Below are 17,551 nucleotides of genomic sequence, written 5' to 3'. Positions count from 1 at the left end.
CGGCGTGGGCGACGTGGATGCGTCTCTGCTTGCGTTCGGACAGCTGCGGCCGGGCTGGCCGGAGGCCATGCTGACAGCCCCCGCCCCGCCATGCCCGGGTCATGACGCCCCCTACAGCAACGTCACAGCGGGCTCAGACGATTTCCACCTGCTCCTCGGTGACCGCACCGTCGACGATGCGGAAGGACCGGAACTCGATGGTTTCGGGGTCGCGGGTGGAGGCGAGCACGTAGTGCGCATCCGGGATGCTGGCCTGGGAGACGTCCGTCCGTGACGGGTAGGCCTCGGTCGCCGTGTGCGAATGGTAGATCACGACGGGTTCCTCGTCGCGGTCGTCCATCTCGCGGAAGACCCGGAGCTTCTCGCCGTCGTCGAAGCGGTAGTAGGTGGGCGACCGCTCCGCGTTGAGCATCGGGACGAACCGCGCCGCGCGGTCCGACCCGATGGGACCGGCGATGAGCCCGCACGCCTCGTCGGGATGGTCACGGCGGGCGTGGGCGACGATCGCCTCGTAGTGGGTTCGGTCGATGCGCAGCACGCGACAACCGTACGACGCGGACGGGCCGGATCGGGCGTCCATGCGGACACATCCCCTGCCTCGGCCTGCCCGCGGCAGGCCGCAGCACTCGCACGAACCCCGGGCGGCGCCCCACTTCAGGACCGGACAGCCCTCCGGGACGCGATCACAGCAGGGTCACAGCACCGGTCAGAGCATGGTCCGGGTCAGCTCGTCGAGCAGCTCGGTCAGGAAGTTGTAGACGGCGGCGACCGGGGCGCGCGGGTCGTCCGGAACCAGCCGGTCGAGCTCCTCGGTCGACTCGTCGTCGGTGAGCCCGAGCCGGGTCCCGAGCACGAGACGCAGGTCGTTGAGGACAGTCAGCCAGTCCTGGGCGGACTCGTCGTCGAGCACCAGGACGGCTCCGGGGGCGGGCACGGCGGCCAGCACCCGCCGGGCCGCGTCGCGGCGACGGGCCAGCGCGTCATCTGTCCGGCGGCGGCGGTAGTCACCGGAGGCCATCGGGTCGTCCGGATAGGGGTCAGGGAGCAGCCGGGCCACCGCCGGGTCCTCCGGCGGCGGCGGGGCGGTGTCCCGCAGGCCGACGAGCGCCTCCAGCGGATCGTCGACCGGGGGCGGCTGCAGCAGCCCCTCCACCTGCTCCAGCAGCTCGGTGAGCAGCGTCGACTCGAGCTGGGGAAGCCGCAGCTCGATGCCGGCGCCGGTTCGCCGGAACCCGTTCACACGCCTCCGCCCCAGGGTTGTCGTCGTCCGCCAGGCCATGATCCGCTGCCACCAGGCCGCCAGCCGCCGGCGGGCACCCGCGGGCGGGCCCGGCGGCACCGGCAGCCAGCCTACGACCCGCAGCCACCGTCTGGTCACGCCGATCACCCGAAGCCCGCGCCGCACCCACGGAAGGGGACCACGCCGACACCACCGACGGGCCCCGGAAGCGGGGCCGCCCCCCGCACCGAGGACGGGACCCCGGCCACTGGCCGGGCCGCCTTCGGACCCGCCCGAGCCGCCGCCCGAGCCGCCGCCGCGGGCTGCGCCGGAACGACCCGGCCCGCCCGCCCGGCTGCGGCCCGGGCGGTCAGTCCTGCGCGATGGTGGCCCAGAGCCCATAGGTGTGCAGCCGCTCCGCGGCCGCCTCCATCTCCTCGCGGGTGCCGGATGTGACAGTGGCACGGCCCTTGTGGTGGACGTCGAGCATGAGCTTGGTCGCCTTCGTCTCGCTGTAGTTGAACAGCTTTCGGAAGACGTACGTCACATACGACATGAGGTTGATCGGGTCGTTCCAGACGATGGTGACCCAGAGGCGGTCTTCCTCGGGGACGTCCTCGACGTCCTCGACCTCGACCGGCGACACGGCGGTGACGGACACGGGGTCTATTGTTACCCCTCCCCTTCACCAACTCGCGACGGCAGCCCTGCTGTCGCACACGGTAACCACATCGCTCCCCAGTCCGCCGCGCGGTGGCTGGACGGCCGGTATCGAAGGCCGGATTCGGATGGCTGGTCAGGATCGGCCGTCAGACAGTACGGCGCAGCAGCGGGGGGTACAGCGCGGTCGCCGTGCCGCGCCGGTAGAGCTCGGCCGGGCGCCCGCCTCCCCGCGGGGAGGCCCGCTGGCCGACAGCGACGACGAAGTCGGGGGTGGAGAGGACCTTTCGCCGGAAGTTCGGCGGATCGAGCGCGACGCCCCAGGCCGCCTCGTACACCCGGCGCAGGTCCGCGAGGGTGAACGGCTCCTCGCAGAAGGCTGCGGCCAGGGGTGTGTACTCCAGTTTGCTCCGCGCCCGCTCGACCCCGTCGACGACGATCCGGGGATGGTCGAACGCCAGGGTCGGGCCGTCCGCGGAGTCCAGGTCGCCGACGGGCCACCAGCGGGCCCGCGGGCCGTCCCGCCCGGTCGTCGGCTGGGGCAGGTTCGGGAGCAGCGCCAGGTAGGCGACGCTGACGACCCGGCCTCGCGGGTCGCGCTGCGGGCAGCCGTAGGTCCGCAGCTGCTCCAGGTGCCCGGCGGTGGTGACCCCGGTCTCCTCGGCGAGCTGCCGCAGGGCCGAGGTGTCGAGATCCTCGTCCGGGCCGACGAAACCACCGGGCAGCGCCCAGGACCCGCGGAACGGCTCGCCGGCCCGCTGGATGACGAGGACGCACAGCCGACCCGCGCGAAGAGTGAGGAGCACGACGTCCACGCTCACGGCGACCGCCGGGATCCGGGCCCGGTCCGCACCGGGACCGGCTGACCGGTCCGGGGCGCCCGCCGCTCCGGACCCCCCGGACGCGACGTTCGTCGGCGGAACCCGGGCCACCGGTCAAGTCTGGCGGGGTCTGTCGGCACCTGTGCCGGCACCCCCGCCCACGGACGGTCAGGCGGACGCCCGCACGCCTTCCCCTGCGAAGACAACCGGCAGGCAGGGACGGCCGAAGGCCACGTCACGGGCACCCGCCGGCAGCGACTCCAACGCCGACCGGTGATGTTCCCTGGCCCGGGCGACACCCGCGGCGCCGACAAGGGCGCCGTCCACCAGCCCGCCCGAGCGCACCAGAGGTACAAGGAGAGAACGGTCCGCCCCCCGCGCGGCCGGCGCCAGAGCTGGAGACGGTGCCGGCGCCGCCGCCGGCGACCAGACCGGGGGCGGGGGCGGGGGCGGGGGCGACCCGTCAGCCGGCGGGCGGCTCATGACCAGATCGGCCACCGCCGTCCCGTCCGGGCCGAGACGGCGCAGGACGTCCTTGCGACCGCCGCGGGTCCGCTTGCCGATCGAGGCCTTGGCAACGGGACGGCCGTCGACCTCGACCAGTTTGTAGACGAAGCCGGCGGTGGGGGCGCCCGCACCGGTCACCAGCCTGGTGCCGACGCCGTAGCTGTCGACCGGTGCGGCGGCCAGCCTGGCGATCACGTGCTCGTCGAGGTCGCCGGTGACGACGATCCGGGTCGCCGCCGCGCCGAGCTCGTCGAGCTGGGCACGCGCCGCGCGGGCGACCGTGGCCGGGTCGCCGCTGTCGAGGCGGATGGCGCCGAGTTTCCCGGCACCGGCCGCGGCGACGGCGTTCGCGATGCCGGCGTGGACGTCATAGGTGTCGACCAGCAGAGTGGTGTCGGCGCCGAGGGCCGCCACCTGCGCTGCGAAGGCCTCCGCCTCGCTGTCGTGGGCGAGCGTGAAGGCGTGCGCGCTGGTGCCCACGCTGGGCACGCCGTAGTCGCGGGCCGCCTCCAGATTGGAGGTGGCGGCGAAGCCGACGATGTAGGCGGCGCGGGCGGCGGCCACCGCGGCCTGCTCGTGGGTGCGCCGCCCGCCCATCTCCAGACAGGGCCGCTCCCCCGCCGCGGCGATCATCCGGGCGCCGGCCGCGGCGATCGCACTGTCGTGGTTGAGCACCGAGAGCACCAGCGTCTCGAGCAGCACACACTCCGCGAACGTGCCCTCCACCACCAGGACCGGGGTGTCCGGGAGGAAGGGCTCGCCCTCGGCGAAGCCGGTGATGTCACCGCGGAAGCGGTAGGAGGCGAGCCAGTCGGCGGTGTCCGCGTCGACGACGCCGCACGCCGTCAGGTGTTCGATCTCGGCGGCGCCGAAGCGGAAGTCCTCGATCGCGGCGAGCAGACGGCCGGTCCCGGCGACGACGCCGTACCGGCGGCCGGCGGGCAGCGACCGGGTGAAGACCTCGAAGACCGCTCTGCGCCCGGCCGCGCCCGAGCGCAGGGCGGCACGCAGCATGGTCAGTTCGTAGTGGTCGGTCAGGAACGCCGTCGACCTCGGGACCGTGGACATCCGGACCAGGGTAGGGATGACAACGGCCCGGCGCACCACATCGGGCGAACCGGCGGCACGGCTCCCCTTACCTACCGTCCGGACTGCGCCGAACCATCCGTCCGGACTACCCGGGGCTACTCCATCCGGGCTGCCCCGACCGGTCCGGGGTAGCCCGCGCGGCGGGCCCGGCACCCCGCGGCGCCAGTGCGGGCCCCTGCATACCCCGCCGCACCCCTGGGTATGCCTGACAGCGGCCCGAAACACCCACCAGGCCATGTGATTCACGACACACGCACTGTTGACTCAGAGTAGCCATCTTCGGTCGATCAGGGGCTCGTGAATCACAACAAGGACCTTCAGTCGGCCCGTTACGCGCGATCACGCGTGTACCCACTCAGTTACTGTCCCAAGAACCGCCCACCCATGAGATCGTCAGGGGCGTGGACCGTAGCTATGCCGGGGTTTTCCTGGTCGTCGTCGGTGGCGCACTGCTCGCCCTCCTCTGGGCCGGCCACCGCGCCGGGCGTGGCCTCATCCGCGAGGTGTGGGGCCGAATGGGCCTGCTGCGCTGGGTCTTTGCGCTGATCGTCATCGTGGTCTTCCTTGACCTGGCGGACGGGGCCGCCAACCGGTGACCCTCGTCACGGCGGGCCGGAAGGCCTCAGATCCGGTCCGAATGGCCGAGACGTGCTCCCCCGGCGGGCCGCCACCGATGCCCGCCACGGCGCCAGAACGTCGCACTGTGAGTTCGCCCCGTCCGGCCACCAATAACAGCAGGTATCGACGATGTCGCGGTCCGCTATAAATGACACATAATGCGCACAGCACGTTTTATGAGCACCCGCCACCAGATGCCTGACTCGTTATGCTCACTTCGCGTTACTCCGACGCCGGACGAGAGGACAGCGGGTGACTGGACAAACCTGGCTGTGGACCCCACCGCGGCCGACTCCCACAAGTGTGGGAATCGGGTCGCTGCTACGGGCGTACCGGCAGGCCCATGGCCTGACCCAGCAGCAACTCGCCGATCTCCTCGGCTTCGACCAGTCCTATGTGTCGAAGGTCGAGAGCGGTCGGCGAGCGATCCACGACATCTCCACGCTGCGCCACATCGCACGCAACCTCGGGCTGTCGCCCGAGGACGTCGGACTCGCCCCCGGTGGTCTGGCGGACCGCCGCCGTGAGCCACCACGTGGCTCGGCGGTGGAGAAGGTCGCCGGCAGCCAGCGCGCCTGGCGGCTGACCCGGGACCACCTGAACCACCACCGGATCAGCCTGGCCCGTGCGGCCGCGCGGCTGTACCCGGAGACCTACCGTCTGGGCAACGGCCTGCTCGCCCGGCCCGGCTGGGTGTGGGACACCCCTGTCGACATCAACGACATCGGCCTGCGGTGGGAGGAGTCGGCCGCCGAGGCGGCGATCAGCGGCAGCGAGCCCGAGGCCGACGCCACCCGCCCGCTCGTCGGCGACGGCGGCGCGCAGTCCCGCTACCAGCGCTACACCCGCGCCATGCGCGACCTCGACCGGCCCACCCTGTTCGAGAACCGGCTCAGCTTCCGGCTGCTCGACGTCACCGAGGCCGAGACCGAGGGTGCCGCCCCCACCCTCACCTTCGGCCACACCACCTACTTCGACGCGGTCGACGTCTGCGAGACCGTGGCGCACGAGACCGCCGCGGCGATGATGGGTGGCGAGCTCGCCTGGCCCGCGCTGCCGTTCCGGCGCCGCATCGGTGACCCGTTCGACCTGGCCGGTCGGGTCGCGCTGCCGTCCATCAACACCCTGACCATCCGCCTCGACCGGGGCAGCGCGAGCTTCGTGCTGCACCGCCGCAGCGCGGGTTCGGTCGCCACCGCGGGCGGGGTCTACCACGTGCTGCCCGCCGGGGTGTTCCAGCCGTCCGGCATCACGCCGTTCCACCACGACGCCGACTTCGACCTGTGGCGCAACGTGATGCGTGAGCTCAGCGAGGAGCTGCTCGGCAACGCGGAACACGACGGCAGTTCGTCGCGGCCGATCGACTACGACGCCGACGAGCCGTTCCGCTCCTTCGAGCAGGCCCGGCGCGCCGGCACGCTGCGGGTCTTCTGCTTCGGGATGGGCCTGGACGCCCTGACCCTGTTCGGTGAGATCCTCACCGTGCTGGTCGTGGAGGCCGACACCTTCGACTCGCTGTTCGCGGACATGGTCCGCACGAACGCCGAGGGGTCGGTCGTGTCGACCGGGCCGGGCCGCCAGGCCCACGAGGGGATCCCGTTCACCCAGGCCTCGCTGCGCCGGCTGGTCGACACCGAGCCGCTGGCTCCGTCGGCCGCCGCCTGCCTGGAGCTCGCCTGGCGCCATCGGGAGACGCTCCTGCCGGGCCTGCGCATGCGGGCAGCGGTCTGATCAGGTTTCTGTGCGCATCCTCGTCACCGGCGCCTCCGGGTTCGTCGGCGGTGTGACCGCCGACCTGCTCTCAGCCGCCGGACACCAGGTGACCGCCCTCGTCCGGGACGCCTCGGCGCGGGTGAGACTGTCGCGGATGGTCGAGGTGGTCCAGGCGGACCTCCTCGACCCGCGGCAGCTCGCCGCGGCCGGTGTCAGCCGCGGGTTCGACGGGGTGTGCCATCTGGCCGCGTTGACCCGGGTGCGGGAATCCCGCGAGACACCGTTGCGGTACTACGCCGCGAACGTCACCGGAACCCTCAACCTGCTGGCCGCCCTCGACGCGGGCACCCGGGCGACCGGGGTCGCCCCGCGGTTCGTCTTCGGCTCAAGCTGCGCCGTCTACGGGGACACCGGCACCTCGCCGATCCCGGAGACCCGCACCCCGGTGCCGACCAGTCCCTACGGTGCCTCGAAGCTCGCCGCCGAACAGGCGGTGGCCTACCAGGCGTCGACCGGCCGGCTCGGCGCCGTCGTGCTCCGCTCGTTCAACGTTGCCGGCGCGGTCGGCTCGCACACCGACCGCGACAGCAGCCGGATCATCCCGGCGGCGCTCGGGGTGGCCTCCGGGCGCCGCGACGCCTTCCGGGTGAACGGCGACGGCGCGTCGATCCGCGAGTACGTGCACGTGGTCGACATGGCCCGGGCCTATCTGACGGCGCTGCGGGCCACCGTGCCCGGCCGCTGCACGGTCTACAACGTCGGATCCGGCGTCGGAGTGAGCGTGTCCGACGTGCTGACGACCGTGGAAGGCGTGACCGGGCGCGACCTGCCCCGGGTGACGCTGCCGGCGGTGCCCGAGCCGCGGGCGCTGATCGCCGACAGCCGGCGAATCCGCGCCGACCTGGGCTGGAACTCACCGTCCTCGACGATCGAGAAGATCGTCGAGGACGCCTGGCGGTCGACGGCCGTGCTCGAAGCGGTCGCGGCAGGCCGCAGCGACGTCCCGATCGTGTCCTGACACACCCGTCACACCCGTGGAAACGCCGACCCGACCGAATTCCGGCGCGGGTTTCACCGGTATGCCCGATCGGCTCCGGGCCGGCGTGACACGATGAACCGACCGAAACTGATCAGCGGGAGCACGCTGCCGGGTGGCCGCGTCCTCCCCCCGGGGAGAGGGGAGCAGGTGGGCCGTCCTTTCCACGTCTACGACTACGAGGGCGAACACCTCGGGTCGTTCCCGAGCTGGGATCGCGCCCATGAGTGGGCGCACCTGCAGGCCGTGCTGCACGGCGTGCCGACCCCGCTGGAAGTGGAGGACCGCGCCACCGCGGGCCGGCGCCGGGTGTGGGCCGAGCACTGCGAGCCGGTCGTCCCCGCTCCCCGCACAGCCCGGGCTGACAGCGGCCAGGCGTACGGCGACCCGCTCACCGACGGGCGCTGCGCCGCGGTCTCCGCACCGGTGTTCGCGCCGCCGCGCCCCCGGCAGCCCAGCGAGCTGGACGAGCTCGAGCAGGTCGACGAGTTCCGGGCGGTCGACGAGTTCCAGGCGGTGCGCGGGCTCACCGGAAGCAGCCGGCGGGCAGAGGCGGGGCGCGCCGAGGCCTGACACGGGCCACCACCACTTTCCGGTGGTCTTCACCACCGACGGTTGGCAGATCGTCATTGGACAGAAAAAATCTGTCCAACAGACGGTGACCGGTTGCCGACACGCACCTGAGACGACACGCCCCGAAAGTCCTTTTAAAGCAGGTCATATCCTCCCAGAGAGGCATCCGTACGGATGTCCTGTTCCCGGCAACGCCCTGCCGGGAACAGCCCTCGCGGCAACCTGACACTCCACCTGGTGAGCTCCGCACACTAATCTGGCGGCTGTCGTCGGGGATCCGTTGCACAGCGGGGCACGCTCGACGTGCCCCGTGGCGCATCGCGGCGATGGGCACAGCCGACACGCTCCTTGGGGGAGACGAAAGTGGACGAGCAGACCGCTGCCGCCGCCGGAGCGCGACCGACGTCGCGCCTCGTCGTCGATGTCGTGCGAGCGCTGCGGGGGTGGGTGGTCGCGGCAGCAGGCGGAGTCCTTCTCCTCGGCTGCTACCTGGGTGTCTCCAAGGAGACCGAAGTCGCCTACCAGCTGCCGTACGTGGTGTCCGGCGGCTTCGGCGGGCTGGCACTGGTCCTGGTGGGCTGCGCGCTGCTGGTCGCCGACCGGGTGGATGCCACCCAGGCGACCCAGAGCCGGCTCGCCAGCCAGATGGACGACCTGCACACCCTGATCATCGCCGCGGCGGCCAGCGGTGCGGCCGACGCGGACCGCGCGGGTGCTCCGAGCACCCAGGCCGCTCCCGGCCACGGGGGGCCGGGCCACAGCGTGCAGGGTCACCCGGTCACGGGGCAGGCCAACGCCGCCGCCGTGTCCGGCCAGCGGTTCTGAGCGGGTCCGGCAGAGGCGATGGGCACCGTCGACAGGGGCACGGGCCCGTTGACCGCCCCGTTCCCGCGACCATCCGCGGAGTGACCGGATGACCAGTATCGATCTTGCGCTGACCGGTATCTCCCTCGGCGCGATCGCCGCTCTGTCCGGCATTGGTGTGCTGGTCACCTACCGGACCAACGGCGTTCTGAACTTCGCCCAGGGCGGCATCGCCACCCTGGTGGCCTATGTCTTCCGCGAGATGGTCGTCGAGTGGGGGCTGCCGGTCTGGCTGGCCGCGATCATCGCGCTCGCGGTGCTCTCCCCCGGCATCGGCCTTCTGCTGGAACGCCTCGTCTTCCGCCCGCTCGCCCGGCGGCGCGCCTCAGCCGCCGAATCGCTGGTCGCGAGCCTCGGCGTCCTGGTGCTGACGCTCGGCATGACCGCCGGTATCTGGGGCCTGGGCAGCCGGACCGACGCGCCGAGCATCTTCCCGCGGGAGTCCGTCACTCTCCTCGGCGACACCCGGGTGGGGGTGGACGCCCTCGCCGAGCTCGCCCTGGTCGTCGTCTTCTGCGTGGTCCTCGGCCTGCTGGCCGCGAAGACCCGGTTCGGCCGTCAGGTCCGCGCCGTGGTCGACGACCGGCAGCTCGCCGAGCTCTCCGGGGTGCCCGCCGACAAGGTGGCCGCGGCCGGTTGGGCGCTCGGCACCACGTTGGCCGGGCTCACCGGCATCCTGCTGGCACCGCAGTTCCGGCTCAACCCGTACGGGCTCACACTGCTCGTCCTGGAGACCTTCGCGGTCGTCGTCGCCGCCCGGCTGGCGAGCCTGCCGGTCGCCGTGCTGACCGCGCTCGGGATCGCCGTCGCGCAGAGCGAGCTCAAGCAGTTCACCTTCGACGGCGACCTCGGGACGATCTTCACCGTCCTGCAGTCGAACCTGTTCATCGTCGCGCTGCTGGTTCTGCTCCTCGTCGTGCCGAAACTGCGGGAGCTCGGCAACGGTGACTCGGGCGCCACCGGGAGCTTCTCCAGCCGCGGCGCGCCTCCGTCCGGCCCGGTCAGCCGGCATGAGGCCCGCCGGGACATCCTCGGGAAGCTGGGCGGGGCCGCGCTGCTGCTGGCGCCCCTGACCTTCGCCCCGGCCGACCTGCGCTCGGCGTTCATGGTCCCGGCGCTGGCCCTGGTCTTCCTGTCACTGGTGATCCTGACCGGGTACAGCGGCCAGCTCTCCCTCGGCGTCGCCGGGTACGCCGGCCTGGGCGCGCTGTTCACCCTGAAACTCGCCAACGGCGACTTCTTCGGGCTGCCGGAGATCCCCGGCATCTGGGCGATGTTCCTCGGCGCACTGATGGTGGCGCCGATCGGGCTGATCACCGGCTGGCCCGCGATCCGCCGGCGCGGCCTGACCCTGGCGCTGACGACCTTCGCCGTCGGCGCGGTCGTGAGCCGGTTCGTCTTCGAGCAGCCCGACTTCGCCTCCGGCCTGTACGTCGACCCGCTGACCCTGTTCGGCGCCGAGCTGAACGACAAGGCCTTCTACTTCTTCGAGCTGGTCTGCCTCGCCATCGGCCTGCTGGTCGTGCGCAACCTGCACCACGGCCGGCTCGGCCGAGCGCTGCTGGCGGTGCGAGACCACACCGAGGGCGCCGCGGCCGTGGGTGTCGACGTCCGCAACCTCAAGCTGCTGGCGTTCACCATCTCCTCGGTGGTGGCCGCCCTCGGCGGCGGGCTGATCACCTTCAGCGCGTCGTCGTTCGCCACCGACGACTTCGCACCGCTGCAGAGCCTGCTGTGGTTCACCGCAGTGATCGTCTTCGGCGCGGACAGCGCCGCCGGCGCCATCATCGCGGCGGGCTTCATCGTCGCCATCGACGTGCTCGCCCCGGCGGGCTCGTCGATCCTGGCCGTCGGCATCCTCGCGCTCGCGCTCGGCTGGATGCCGGGCGGCCTCATGTCCGCCGTCCGCGGTGGCATCGCGTGGGTCGCGCGGGTGCTGGCGGACGAGTTCGTCCCGTCGCCGCACACCGACCGCGCCGCGGCCAGCCGGCTGACCGGAGCCGGCGTCGCCGCGAGCTCGGGCGGCGCGGGCCGCGCGGGGGGGGCGGGCGCCGCGGGCAGCGCCGTCCGCGTCGTGCTTCCCGCCGGGGCACCCGCCCCGACGGCTTTCGGGGAGGCACTGCTCACCGCGGTCGCCACCCACACCGCCCGCAGCGGTCTGGCTCTGGAGGCACTGCCCAGCATGCGGGCCGCGGCGGACGGCTCCACCGACGGCCAGAACCGCGCCGGGCACCTCCAGCGCCTGCCCGGCCTCCCGGTCGAGAGAGGTGTCTGATGAGCCGCAACGACCTGCGGGCACGTGACCTCGTCCGCCGCTACGGCGGGCTGACCGCCGTCGAGAACGTCAGCATGGACGTCCCGAGAGGCCAGATCACCGGCCTCATCGGCCCGAACGGCGCCGGGAAGTCGACACTGTTCAGTCTGCTCACCGGTGTGGAGCAGCCGGACGGCGGCAAGGTGCTGCTCGGCCAGCGCGACATCACCCGGATGAGTCCGGACGCCCGCTCCCGGCGCGGGCTGGTGCAGACCTTCCAGGTGCCGTCCTTGTTCCCCAGTCTCACCGTGGCCGACAACCTGCTGGTCGCCGCGGAGAACCGGCGCCGCGACTACGCCGGTGGGCTGCTCGGGCTGAAGGCGCGCGGGCGCGCCAGTGCCCTGGCCGTCGTCGACGAGGTCCTCGACTCGCTGGAGCTGGCGGACATCCGCGAGGCCGTCGCCGGCACCCTGCCGACCGGTGCGCTGCGGCTCGTCGAGTTCGCCCGTGCCCTGTGCGCGCGCCCGGACGTCCTGCTCCTGGACGAGCCCGCGAGCGGCCTGGACGCCGCCGAGACCGACAGGTTCTCGGCACTGGTGCGCAGGATCGCCGACGAGGGCGTGGCGATCCTGCTCGTCGACCACGACGTGGACCTCGTGTTCGCGGTCGTCGACCGGGTGTACGCGATGGTCGGCGGCCGGGTGGTCGCCGAAGGCGCCCCCGACGTGGTGCGCAGCGACCCGACCGTGCGGTCGGTCTACCTGGCCCAGGGCCCGCTGGCCTCGAAGTCGACCAGCGCGCCACCCCCGGGCGGGGTCTCGCCGCCGAACGGGATTTCGCCCCCGCTTCCCCAGCCTGCCTTCCCGGCCGCCCGATGAGCGGCACGCCCCTGGAGAACCGGGTGACCTCGACCTCCGGCAACCACGCCGACGACAACGCCGCCGCGCACTCCGCCACCGGCTCCGCCCCGCCCGCCGTCGACGACGGCAGCAGCGGTGCCGCCAGCACGGGTGACCTGCCCGCCGTCGAGCTGCTCCTGGACGGCGCCCGCGCGGGCTACCGCACCATCGAGGTCCTGCACGGGATCACGATGGCCATCCCGTCCGGGGCGGTCACGGCGCTGCTCGGTGCGAACGGCGCGGGCAAGAGCACCACCCTGCGCGTCCTCGCCGGCCTCATCCCGCTGCGCGGCGGCACGCTGAGCTGGCGCGGCGAGCAGATCACGAAGATGACCACGACGAACCGGGCGAAGCGCGGCCTGATGCTCGTCCCGGACGAGCGGGCCGTGTTCGCGACGCTGTCCGTCCGCGACAACCTGCAGGTCATCGCCGAGGCCAGCGGCCACCCGGACATCACCCCCGCTCTGGAGGCGTTCCCCCGGCTGCAGGAGCGTCTGAACCAGCGGGCCGGCTCCATGTCCGGCGGCGAGCGGCGGATGCTGGCCCTGGCCCGTGCCCTGCTCGCGCGCCCGTCGGTGCTCATGGTGGACGAGCTCTCGCTCGGGCTGTCCCCGAAGGTCGCCGGTGAGCTCTTCGCCTGGCTCGGGACGGTCGCCGACGCGGGAACCACGGTGATCCTCGCCGACCAGTACACCGAGGAGGCGCTCGCCCTGGCCGACATGGTGTACGTGCTGCACCGCGGCGAGATCACCTTCGCCGGCACCCCGGCGGAGCTCGGTGCCAGCGAGCTGCTGGCCGCCGGCACTCACTCCTGACAGCACTCACTCCTGACAGCATCGCGCCGGAGCCCGACCGCGACCGGACCAGGCGCCGACACAGCGACACGACACCGGCAGCACGAACGCCGCGTGGCCCGAGGGCCACGCGGCGTTCGCCGTTCTGCGCGTGTTACGCGCCGCTCCCGTCGGCTCAGGCCGCCGGGTACGGAAGGTTCCGCACGGTGAAGCAGTTGGCGTTCATGTCGCCGCCCTCGGTGACCCAGCCGCCCCGGCCGCCGTTCGCGGTGTCCTGCCAGCGGGCCACGTTGAGGCAGTTCCGCAGCTCGGCCGGCGGCTGCTCATCCTTCACGAAGTCGCGCGCGGTCAGCAGGCCGTGGCCGTCGTAGGGCTCGTCGCGGTTCATGTACTCCTCGACGCAGCTGCGGGTCAGGTCGGCACCGCAGGACTCCATCGCGTCGGTCAGCCACTGCGCGGACGCGTAGCCCTCGAGCATCCACTGGTTCATCTTGTCGACACGGTCCGGCTCGTGCGTCGCGACGGCGTCCCGGAACTCCTTGACCGCCGGGATCGACTCGTCGGAGAAGGTCGCCGACTGGGTCGTCGCGTAGACAGTGTTGCGGCACTTCGGCGAGTTGGCGTAGAGCTGGCCGAGGGTGCTCGACATGCCCTGCGAGGTGGTCACCTTGGCCTGCAGGTTCAGGCCCTGCTGCTCCATGGCCGAGCAGAGCTGGCTGTTGCCGGTGTCCTCCATCGCGTCGAACACGATCTGGACCCCGCGGTTCTTCATGTTCTGCGCGGCCGCGGCCCAGTTCGGGGCGCTGAGGTTGATCTGCTCCTCGATGACCTGGTATCCCTCGGCACGCAGCCCGTCGGCGATCACCGTCGCGTACCGCTGCGACTGCGCGATGTTGTAGGAGACCACACCCGCGACCTGGGCGCCGAGCTTCTCCTTGAACCAGCGGTAGTTCTCGGTGCCGGCGTACAGCTGCCCGTCGAAGCCCGGCCGGCGGCCGTCACGCGGGTAGTCGCTGCCGTAGATCGAGTACAGGTGCTCGTACTGGTCGTACTGCGTCGAGACCGGCTGGCCGCCGATGTCCGGCACACCCTCCGCGTCGATGTACTGGGCACCGGCGTAGTCGAACGCCGTCACACCGGCCAGCGCGAAGACCTTCTCGTCGTCGACCAGCTCGTGGGCACAGGCGACGTTGTCGTCACCGGTGCTCTTGTCGTCGCAGGACACCAGGTTGACCATGCGCCCGTTGACACCACCGCGGGCGTTCAGCGCCTTGAAGTAGGCGCGCGCCCCGTACAAGGACGCCGAGAACGTGTCCGGGCCCAGGCCACCGCTCATACCGACGATCGTGCCGACCTTGATCTCGGTCGGTGTCACGCCCGTGTCCGATGCGGTGTTGGCCGACGTGCCGCCGGTCGGCGAACCGTTCGACGACTGATCTGAATCACCCGCGCGGCTGCCGCAGGCGACAAGCGCCAGAGACGACAGCACAACCCCGGCGACGAGCGCTCTCGCTCGCATGAACATGCACTCCTCTGATTGATCGATGACGCTCACACGCCACGAGCTCCGCGCGGGCTACGCCGGCCAGGCTACCGACAGTGAGAACGTCACCGCTGGCAGCGGGACTCCGCACCGGGCCACCAGCTCATCCGTTGCCGCGTACGAACAACCGCCGCCACCACGTCCGGCGAACCGCAGGTGTGACCGGGCTACCGGCAGCCTCACTGCCGGCAGCCTCCGCACTGCCGTCGGCTGCCGGCGGCTGACCGGCCTCCGGCTCCGCCGCCGCGGGTCCCGCGGCGGCCGGGGCCTCGGCCTCGACCTCGACCGAAACGACGTCGGCCGAAACGACGTCGACCACCCGCCCGTTCCCCTCGTGGCCACCGGCGCCGGCACCGCCATCATGAGGTGACGCGGGCACCTCCACCGGCACCGAGGTCACGGGCCGGGGCGCCGCCGTGGCCGCGATCGCCGCGACCGTCTCGTCGATCGCCGCGATCATCTGACCGAGCGCGGCGACCGCGTCCACGTCCGCGAGACCGTCCCGCGCCGGGCCGCTGTTCACGGCCGCCGGCGCGATCGGCGGGGACGCCGGCACGGCCACGGCGACCACCTCGACGTTCTCCGCACGGACCACCTCGGACGCCGGATCCGCGGCGCCCTCGTCATCCGTCGCGTGGTCTCGACCCTCCGGATCCAGGTGATCCTCGGGATCAACAGCCCGGACGGAAGCGCCGACGACGGTCTCGTCAGCCACCTCCTGCCCGGGAACCGGAGCGACCGGTACGGCCTCATCCGGTACAGCCGCATCCGGCGCGACCTCGGCCGGCTCGACGACCACAGGCTCCGGCTCGACAGCCACAGGCTCCGGCTCGACGACCACAGGCTCCGGCTCGACAGCCACAGGCTCCGGCTCGACGACCACAGGCTCCGGCTCGACAGCCACAGGCTCCGGCTCGACGACCACAGGCTCCGGCTCGACAGCCACAGGCTCCGGCTCTGACGGGCCCATGGATGGTGCGGGCAGAACAGTGGGTGCGGGCAACACTTCCGAGGCGGCCGGAAGCGCCTCCGAGGCTGGTTCCGCCGCCAGTGCGGAGGCCGCCGCGGAACCAGCCCTCGCCGGCAGCCTGTTGACGATCAGGCCGCCGGGGCCCGGGCCCCGCTCCAGGCCGCCCTGCGCCGCGAGGCGGCGGCAGACCTGGTTGACCGTTGCGCGATTCGCGTTGATCGCCGCTGCCAGCGAGCCGTCATCCTGTCCCTCGGGAATCAGCGCGAGCTGCCCGAGAATCCGCTCAGCAACAGTAGCCACATTTGGGGACGCTATACGTTATCCCCTCCCCTTCCCGCATCGGGGGTGCGCAACGCCGCCGAGTACTGGACAGATGGCCCGGTTAGCCCGGTCGTGCTCGGGAAGGGCCATGGTCGGGAGCGGTCGGAGCATCGCGTGATCCGGTCGCCCCGTCCGCGTTCATGCCGCAACAGCTCGGCCGTTGTACCCGGAACAGGAGGCAGCGATGACATGGCCCGCCTCGGACAGCCAGCCCGACGTCGACGTCCGTGACCTCGACGGCAGCTCCCCGCTGGAACGTGCCGAGATCACCGACAGCGACGATCTGGGGACGACCGATGCCGGTCTCGATCCCCTCGACGACAGCTGGGATCCGCCGGACCGGCCGAGCAGCCTGATCCGCAATCCACTCACGCCGCGGGAGGAGCGCTCGTCGTCCTTTGATCGACAGCTCGCCGCGGAGGTCCCTGATCCGGATCCGTACGCGGAGACGGACGGTGCCGGTGCGGGGCGCGACGAGGATGTTGATTTTCTCACCGGCAGGTCGTCCGGAGATTCGATGTTCGACGACTCCGGTCCGGACCAGGTCGTGGAAGGCCCTGACGGGGCCCACCAGCGGCGGCGATCCGCTGACGAGCAGGCATGGCGGCGCACCGCGGAAGAGGATGCGCTCCACCTCGATCCGCGTTCCTGATCACGTTTCCGATCAGCGGTGACGTTCTCCCACCCGGCGGCCCCGCGCACGCGGCGCAGGCCCCGCGCAGGTCCGGGCGGGGAGCGTCAGACAACCGCAGGCCCAACAGACTCCATCCGCGGGCGATCGGGCCCGCGCGGGCGGCGGGGCGGGCGATACCAGCCCGGGCCGAGATGAGACTGTCGTTTCCGCCCCGTCCGCATCAGGGCAGGTCGGGGCAGCTGGGGGTGAGTATGGCGGAAAGCGGCCGTCGCACCGGCCGGATCGATCTTGTCGGAGTGCGCCGGCGGTTCGGCGACGTCACCGCACTCGACGAGGTCAGTCTGACGATCAACGCCGGTGAGTACTTCTGTCTCCATGGTCCGTCGGGGAGCGGCAAGACGGCCGCTCTCCGGCTGCTCACGGGAGCCGACCAGCCGTCATCCGGTCGGGTTCTCGTCGACGGCGAGGATGCGAGCGGCTCGTCCACGTACCGTCACACGGTCAGCGCGATATTCGGCGGTTATACCTTGTTTCCCTTCCTGGATGTCGCCGCAAATGTGGCGTTCGGGCTGCGTCATGCCGGCGCCCGGGCGACACCCGGTCGCGCGGAGACGTCGATCCGGGTGCGCTCCGCACTCGCTGCCGTCCAAATGTCGGAATACGCGCGGCGGCGTCCCCCTCAGCTTTCTGGTGAACAACAGCAGCGGGTGGCTCTGGCCCGTGCCCTCGTGGTCCGCCCGCGGATCCTGGTACTCGACGACCCTCTTCGATCCGTAGACGGACGGCTGCGGTCCGCGCTTCGGGAGGACCTGAGGACCGTGCAGCGACAGGTCGGTATCACCGTCGTGCATTCCACTGCCGACCGGGACGAGGCCCTGGCACTCGCCGACCGGGTCGCCGTGCTGAGCGAGGGACGGATCCTGCAGGTCGGAACGGCCCGCGAGATACTCGCGCTGAAGGAGCCCACCGCGGCCTGAGGGGATCCGTCCCGGCCACGGGCAGGGTCTGGTTGTGGGCAGGGTCTGGTTGTGGGCAG

General features: G+C 72.0%; 18 protein-coding genes. 11 read left to right on the top strand and 7 right to left on the bottom strand.

The genetic code is table 11. The features are described 5' to 3' along the window. Positions 1 to 133: 133 nt before the first annotated feature. The 5 genes from B207_RS0126550 to B207_RS0126530 form a co-directional block, all read right to left on the bottom strand. The gene (locus B207_RS0126550) at positions 134 to 538 is read right to left on the bottom strand and encodes a Mov34/MPN/PAD-1 family protein (RefSeq protein ID WP_018639710.1); all 405 of its coding nucleotides are present in this window, start codon (positions 536 to 538) and stop codon (positions 134 to 136) included. A 168-nt stretch (positions 539 to 706) separates the two neighbouring features. Beyond that, the gene (locus B207_RS0126545) at positions 707 to 1,279 is read right to left on the bottom strand and encodes a DUF2017 domain-containing protein (protein ID WP_051102685.1); all 573 of its coding nucleotides are present in this window, start codon (positions 1,277 to 1,279) and stop codon (positions 707 to 709) included. A 310-nt stretch (positions 1,280 to 1,589) separates the two neighbouring features. Beyond that, positions 1,590 to 1,880, bottom strand: coding sequence for an ATP-dependent Clp protease adapter ClpS (gene clpS / locus B207_RS0126540; protein ID WP_018639708.1), 291 nt, complete (start codon positions 1,878 to 1,880; stop codon positions 1,590 to 1,592). 148 nt (positions 1,881 to 2,028) lie between these two features. Next, positions 2,029 to 2,694 (bottom strand): NUDIX hydrolase, encoded by a 666-nt coding sequence (locus B207_RS0126535; RefSeq protein ID WP_026311478.1) that lies wholly within the window; start codon positions 2,692 to 2,694, stop codon positions 2,029 to 2,031. A gap of 174 nt (positions 2,695 to 2,868) precedes the next feature. Continuing rightward, positions 2,869 to 4,275: a nicotinate phosphoribosyltransferase gene (locus B207_RS0126530; RefSeq protein ID WP_154675642.1), complete on the bottom strand. Its 1,407-nt coding sequence runs from the start codon at positions 4,273 to 4,275 to the stop codon at positions 2,869 to 2,871. A 422-nt stretch (positions 4,276 to 4,697) separates the two neighbouring features. On the opposite strand from B207_RS0126530, the gene B207_RS0126525 reads away from it, so the two are divergent. From B207_RS0126525 to B207_RS0126490, 8 genes are all read left to right on the top strand, one after another. After that, positions 4,698 to 4,892 (top strand): hypothetical protein, encoded by a 195-nt coding sequence (locus tag B207_RS0126525; RefSeq protein WP_018639705.1) that lies wholly within the window; start codon positions 4,698 to 4,700, stop codon positions 4,890 to 4,892. Between the two features lie 274 nt (positions 4,893 to 5,166). Further along, positions 5,167 to 6,645 carry a helix-turn-helix domain-containing protein gene (locus B207_RS0126520; RefSeq protein ID WP_026311477.1) on the top strand — a complete coding sequence of 493 codons (1,479 nt, stop codon included), beginning with the start codon at positions 5,167 to 5,169 and terminating at the stop codon, positions 6,643 to 6,645. Positions 6,646 to 6,655: 10 nt separating this feature from the next. Then, on the top strand, positions 6,656 to 7,645 hold the full coding sequence (locus B207_RS0126515; protein ID WP_018639703.1) for an NAD-dependent epimerase/dehydratase family protein: 990 nt from the start codon (positions 6,656 to 6,658) through the stop codon (positions 7,643 to 7,645). Positions 7,646 to 7,738: 93 nt separating this feature from the next. Beyond that, the gene (locus tag B207_RS41985) at positions 7,739 to 8,236 is read left to right on the top strand and encodes a hypothetical protein (protein WP_230205235.1); all 498 of its coding nucleotides are present in this window, start codon (positions 7,739 to 7,741) and stop codon (positions 8,234 to 8,236) included. Between the two features lie 363 nt (positions 8,237 to 8,599). After that, positions 8,600 to 9,061: a hypothetical protein gene (locus B207_RS0126505; RefSeq protein WP_018639701.1), complete on the top strand. Its 462-nt coding sequence runs from the start codon at positions 8,600 to 8,602 to the stop codon at positions 9,059 to 9,061. Between the two features lie 88 nt (positions 9,062 to 9,149). Then, positions 9,150 to 11,375: an ABC transporter permease gene (locus tag B207_RS0126500; RefSeq protein ID WP_018639700.1), complete on the top strand. Its 2,226-nt coding sequence runs from the start codon at positions 9,150 to 9,152 to the stop codon at positions 11,373 to 11,375. Continuing rightward, positions 11,375 to 12,232, top strand: coding sequence for an ABC transporter ATP-binding protein (locus B207_RS0126495; protein ID WP_018639699.1), 858 nt, complete (start codon positions 11,375 to 11,377; stop codon positions 12,230 to 12,232). Before B207_RS0126500 ends, B207_RS0126495 begins: the two co-directional genes overlap by 1 nt. A 23-nt stretch (positions 12,233 to 12,255) precedes the next feature. Further along, on the top strand, positions 12,256 to 13,068 hold the full coding sequence (locus tag B207_RS0126490) for an ABC transporter ATP-binding protein (RefSeq protein ID WP_018639698.1): 813 nt from the start codon (positions 12,256 to 12,258) through the stop codon (positions 13,066 to 13,068). Positions 13,069 to 13,222: 154 nt separating this feature from the next. Here B207_RS0126490 and B207_RS0126485 read toward each other — a convergent pair whose 3' ends face one another. Both B207_RS0126485 and B207_RS39025 read right to left on the bottom strand, forming a co-directional pair. Continuing rightward, on the bottom strand, positions 13,223 to 14,566 hold the full coding sequence (locus tag B207_RS0126485) for an ABC transporter substrate-binding protein (RefSeq protein ID WP_026311476.1): 1,344 nt from the start codon (positions 14,564 to 14,566) through the stop codon (positions 13,223 to 13,225). Positions 14,567 to 14,693: 127 nt separating this feature from the next. Then, the gene (locus B207_RS39025; protein WP_018639696.1) at positions 14,694 to 15,185 is read right to left on the bottom strand and encodes a hypothetical protein; all 492 of its coding nucleotides are present in this window, start codon (positions 15,183 to 15,185) and stop codon (positions 14,694 to 14,696) included. A gap of 63 nt (positions 15,186 to 15,248) precedes the next feature. On the opposite strand from B207_RS39025, the gene B207_RS40160 reads away from it, so the two are divergent. The 3 genes from B207_RS40160 (at position 15,249) to B207_RS0126470 (ending at position 17,492) form a co-directional block, all read left to right on the top strand. Next, positions 15,249 to 15,551, top strand: coding sequence for a hypothetical protein (locus B207_RS40160; RefSeq protein ID WP_195905358.1), 303 nt, complete (start codon positions 15,249 to 15,251; stop codon positions 15,549 to 15,551). A 514-nt stretch (positions 15,552 to 16,065) separates the two neighbouring features. Next, positions 16,066 to 16,533, top strand: coding sequence for a hypothetical protein (locus B207_RS0126475; RefSeq protein ID WP_018639694.1), 468 nt, complete (start codon positions 16,066 to 16,068; stop codon positions 16,531 to 16,533). A gap of 233 nt (positions 16,534 to 16,766) precedes the next feature. Then, the gene (locus tag B207_RS0126470) at positions 16,767 to 17,492 is read left to right on the top strand and encodes an ABC transporter ATP-binding protein (protein ID WP_018639693.1); all 726 of its coding nucleotides are present in this window, start codon (positions 16,767 to 16,769) and stop codon (positions 17,490 to 17,492) included. The last annotated feature ends 59 nt before the right edge of the window (positions 17,493 to 17,551 follow it).

Source organism: Parafrankia elaeagni, from assembly GCF_000374165.1.
Classification (GTDB): domain Bacteria; phylum Actinomycetota; class Actinomycetes; order Frankiales; family Frankiaceae; genus Parafrankia; species Parafrankia elaeagni.
Note: the sequence above shows the minus strand (reverse complement) of the source record. Positions and strands in the feature narration are given on the sequence as shown.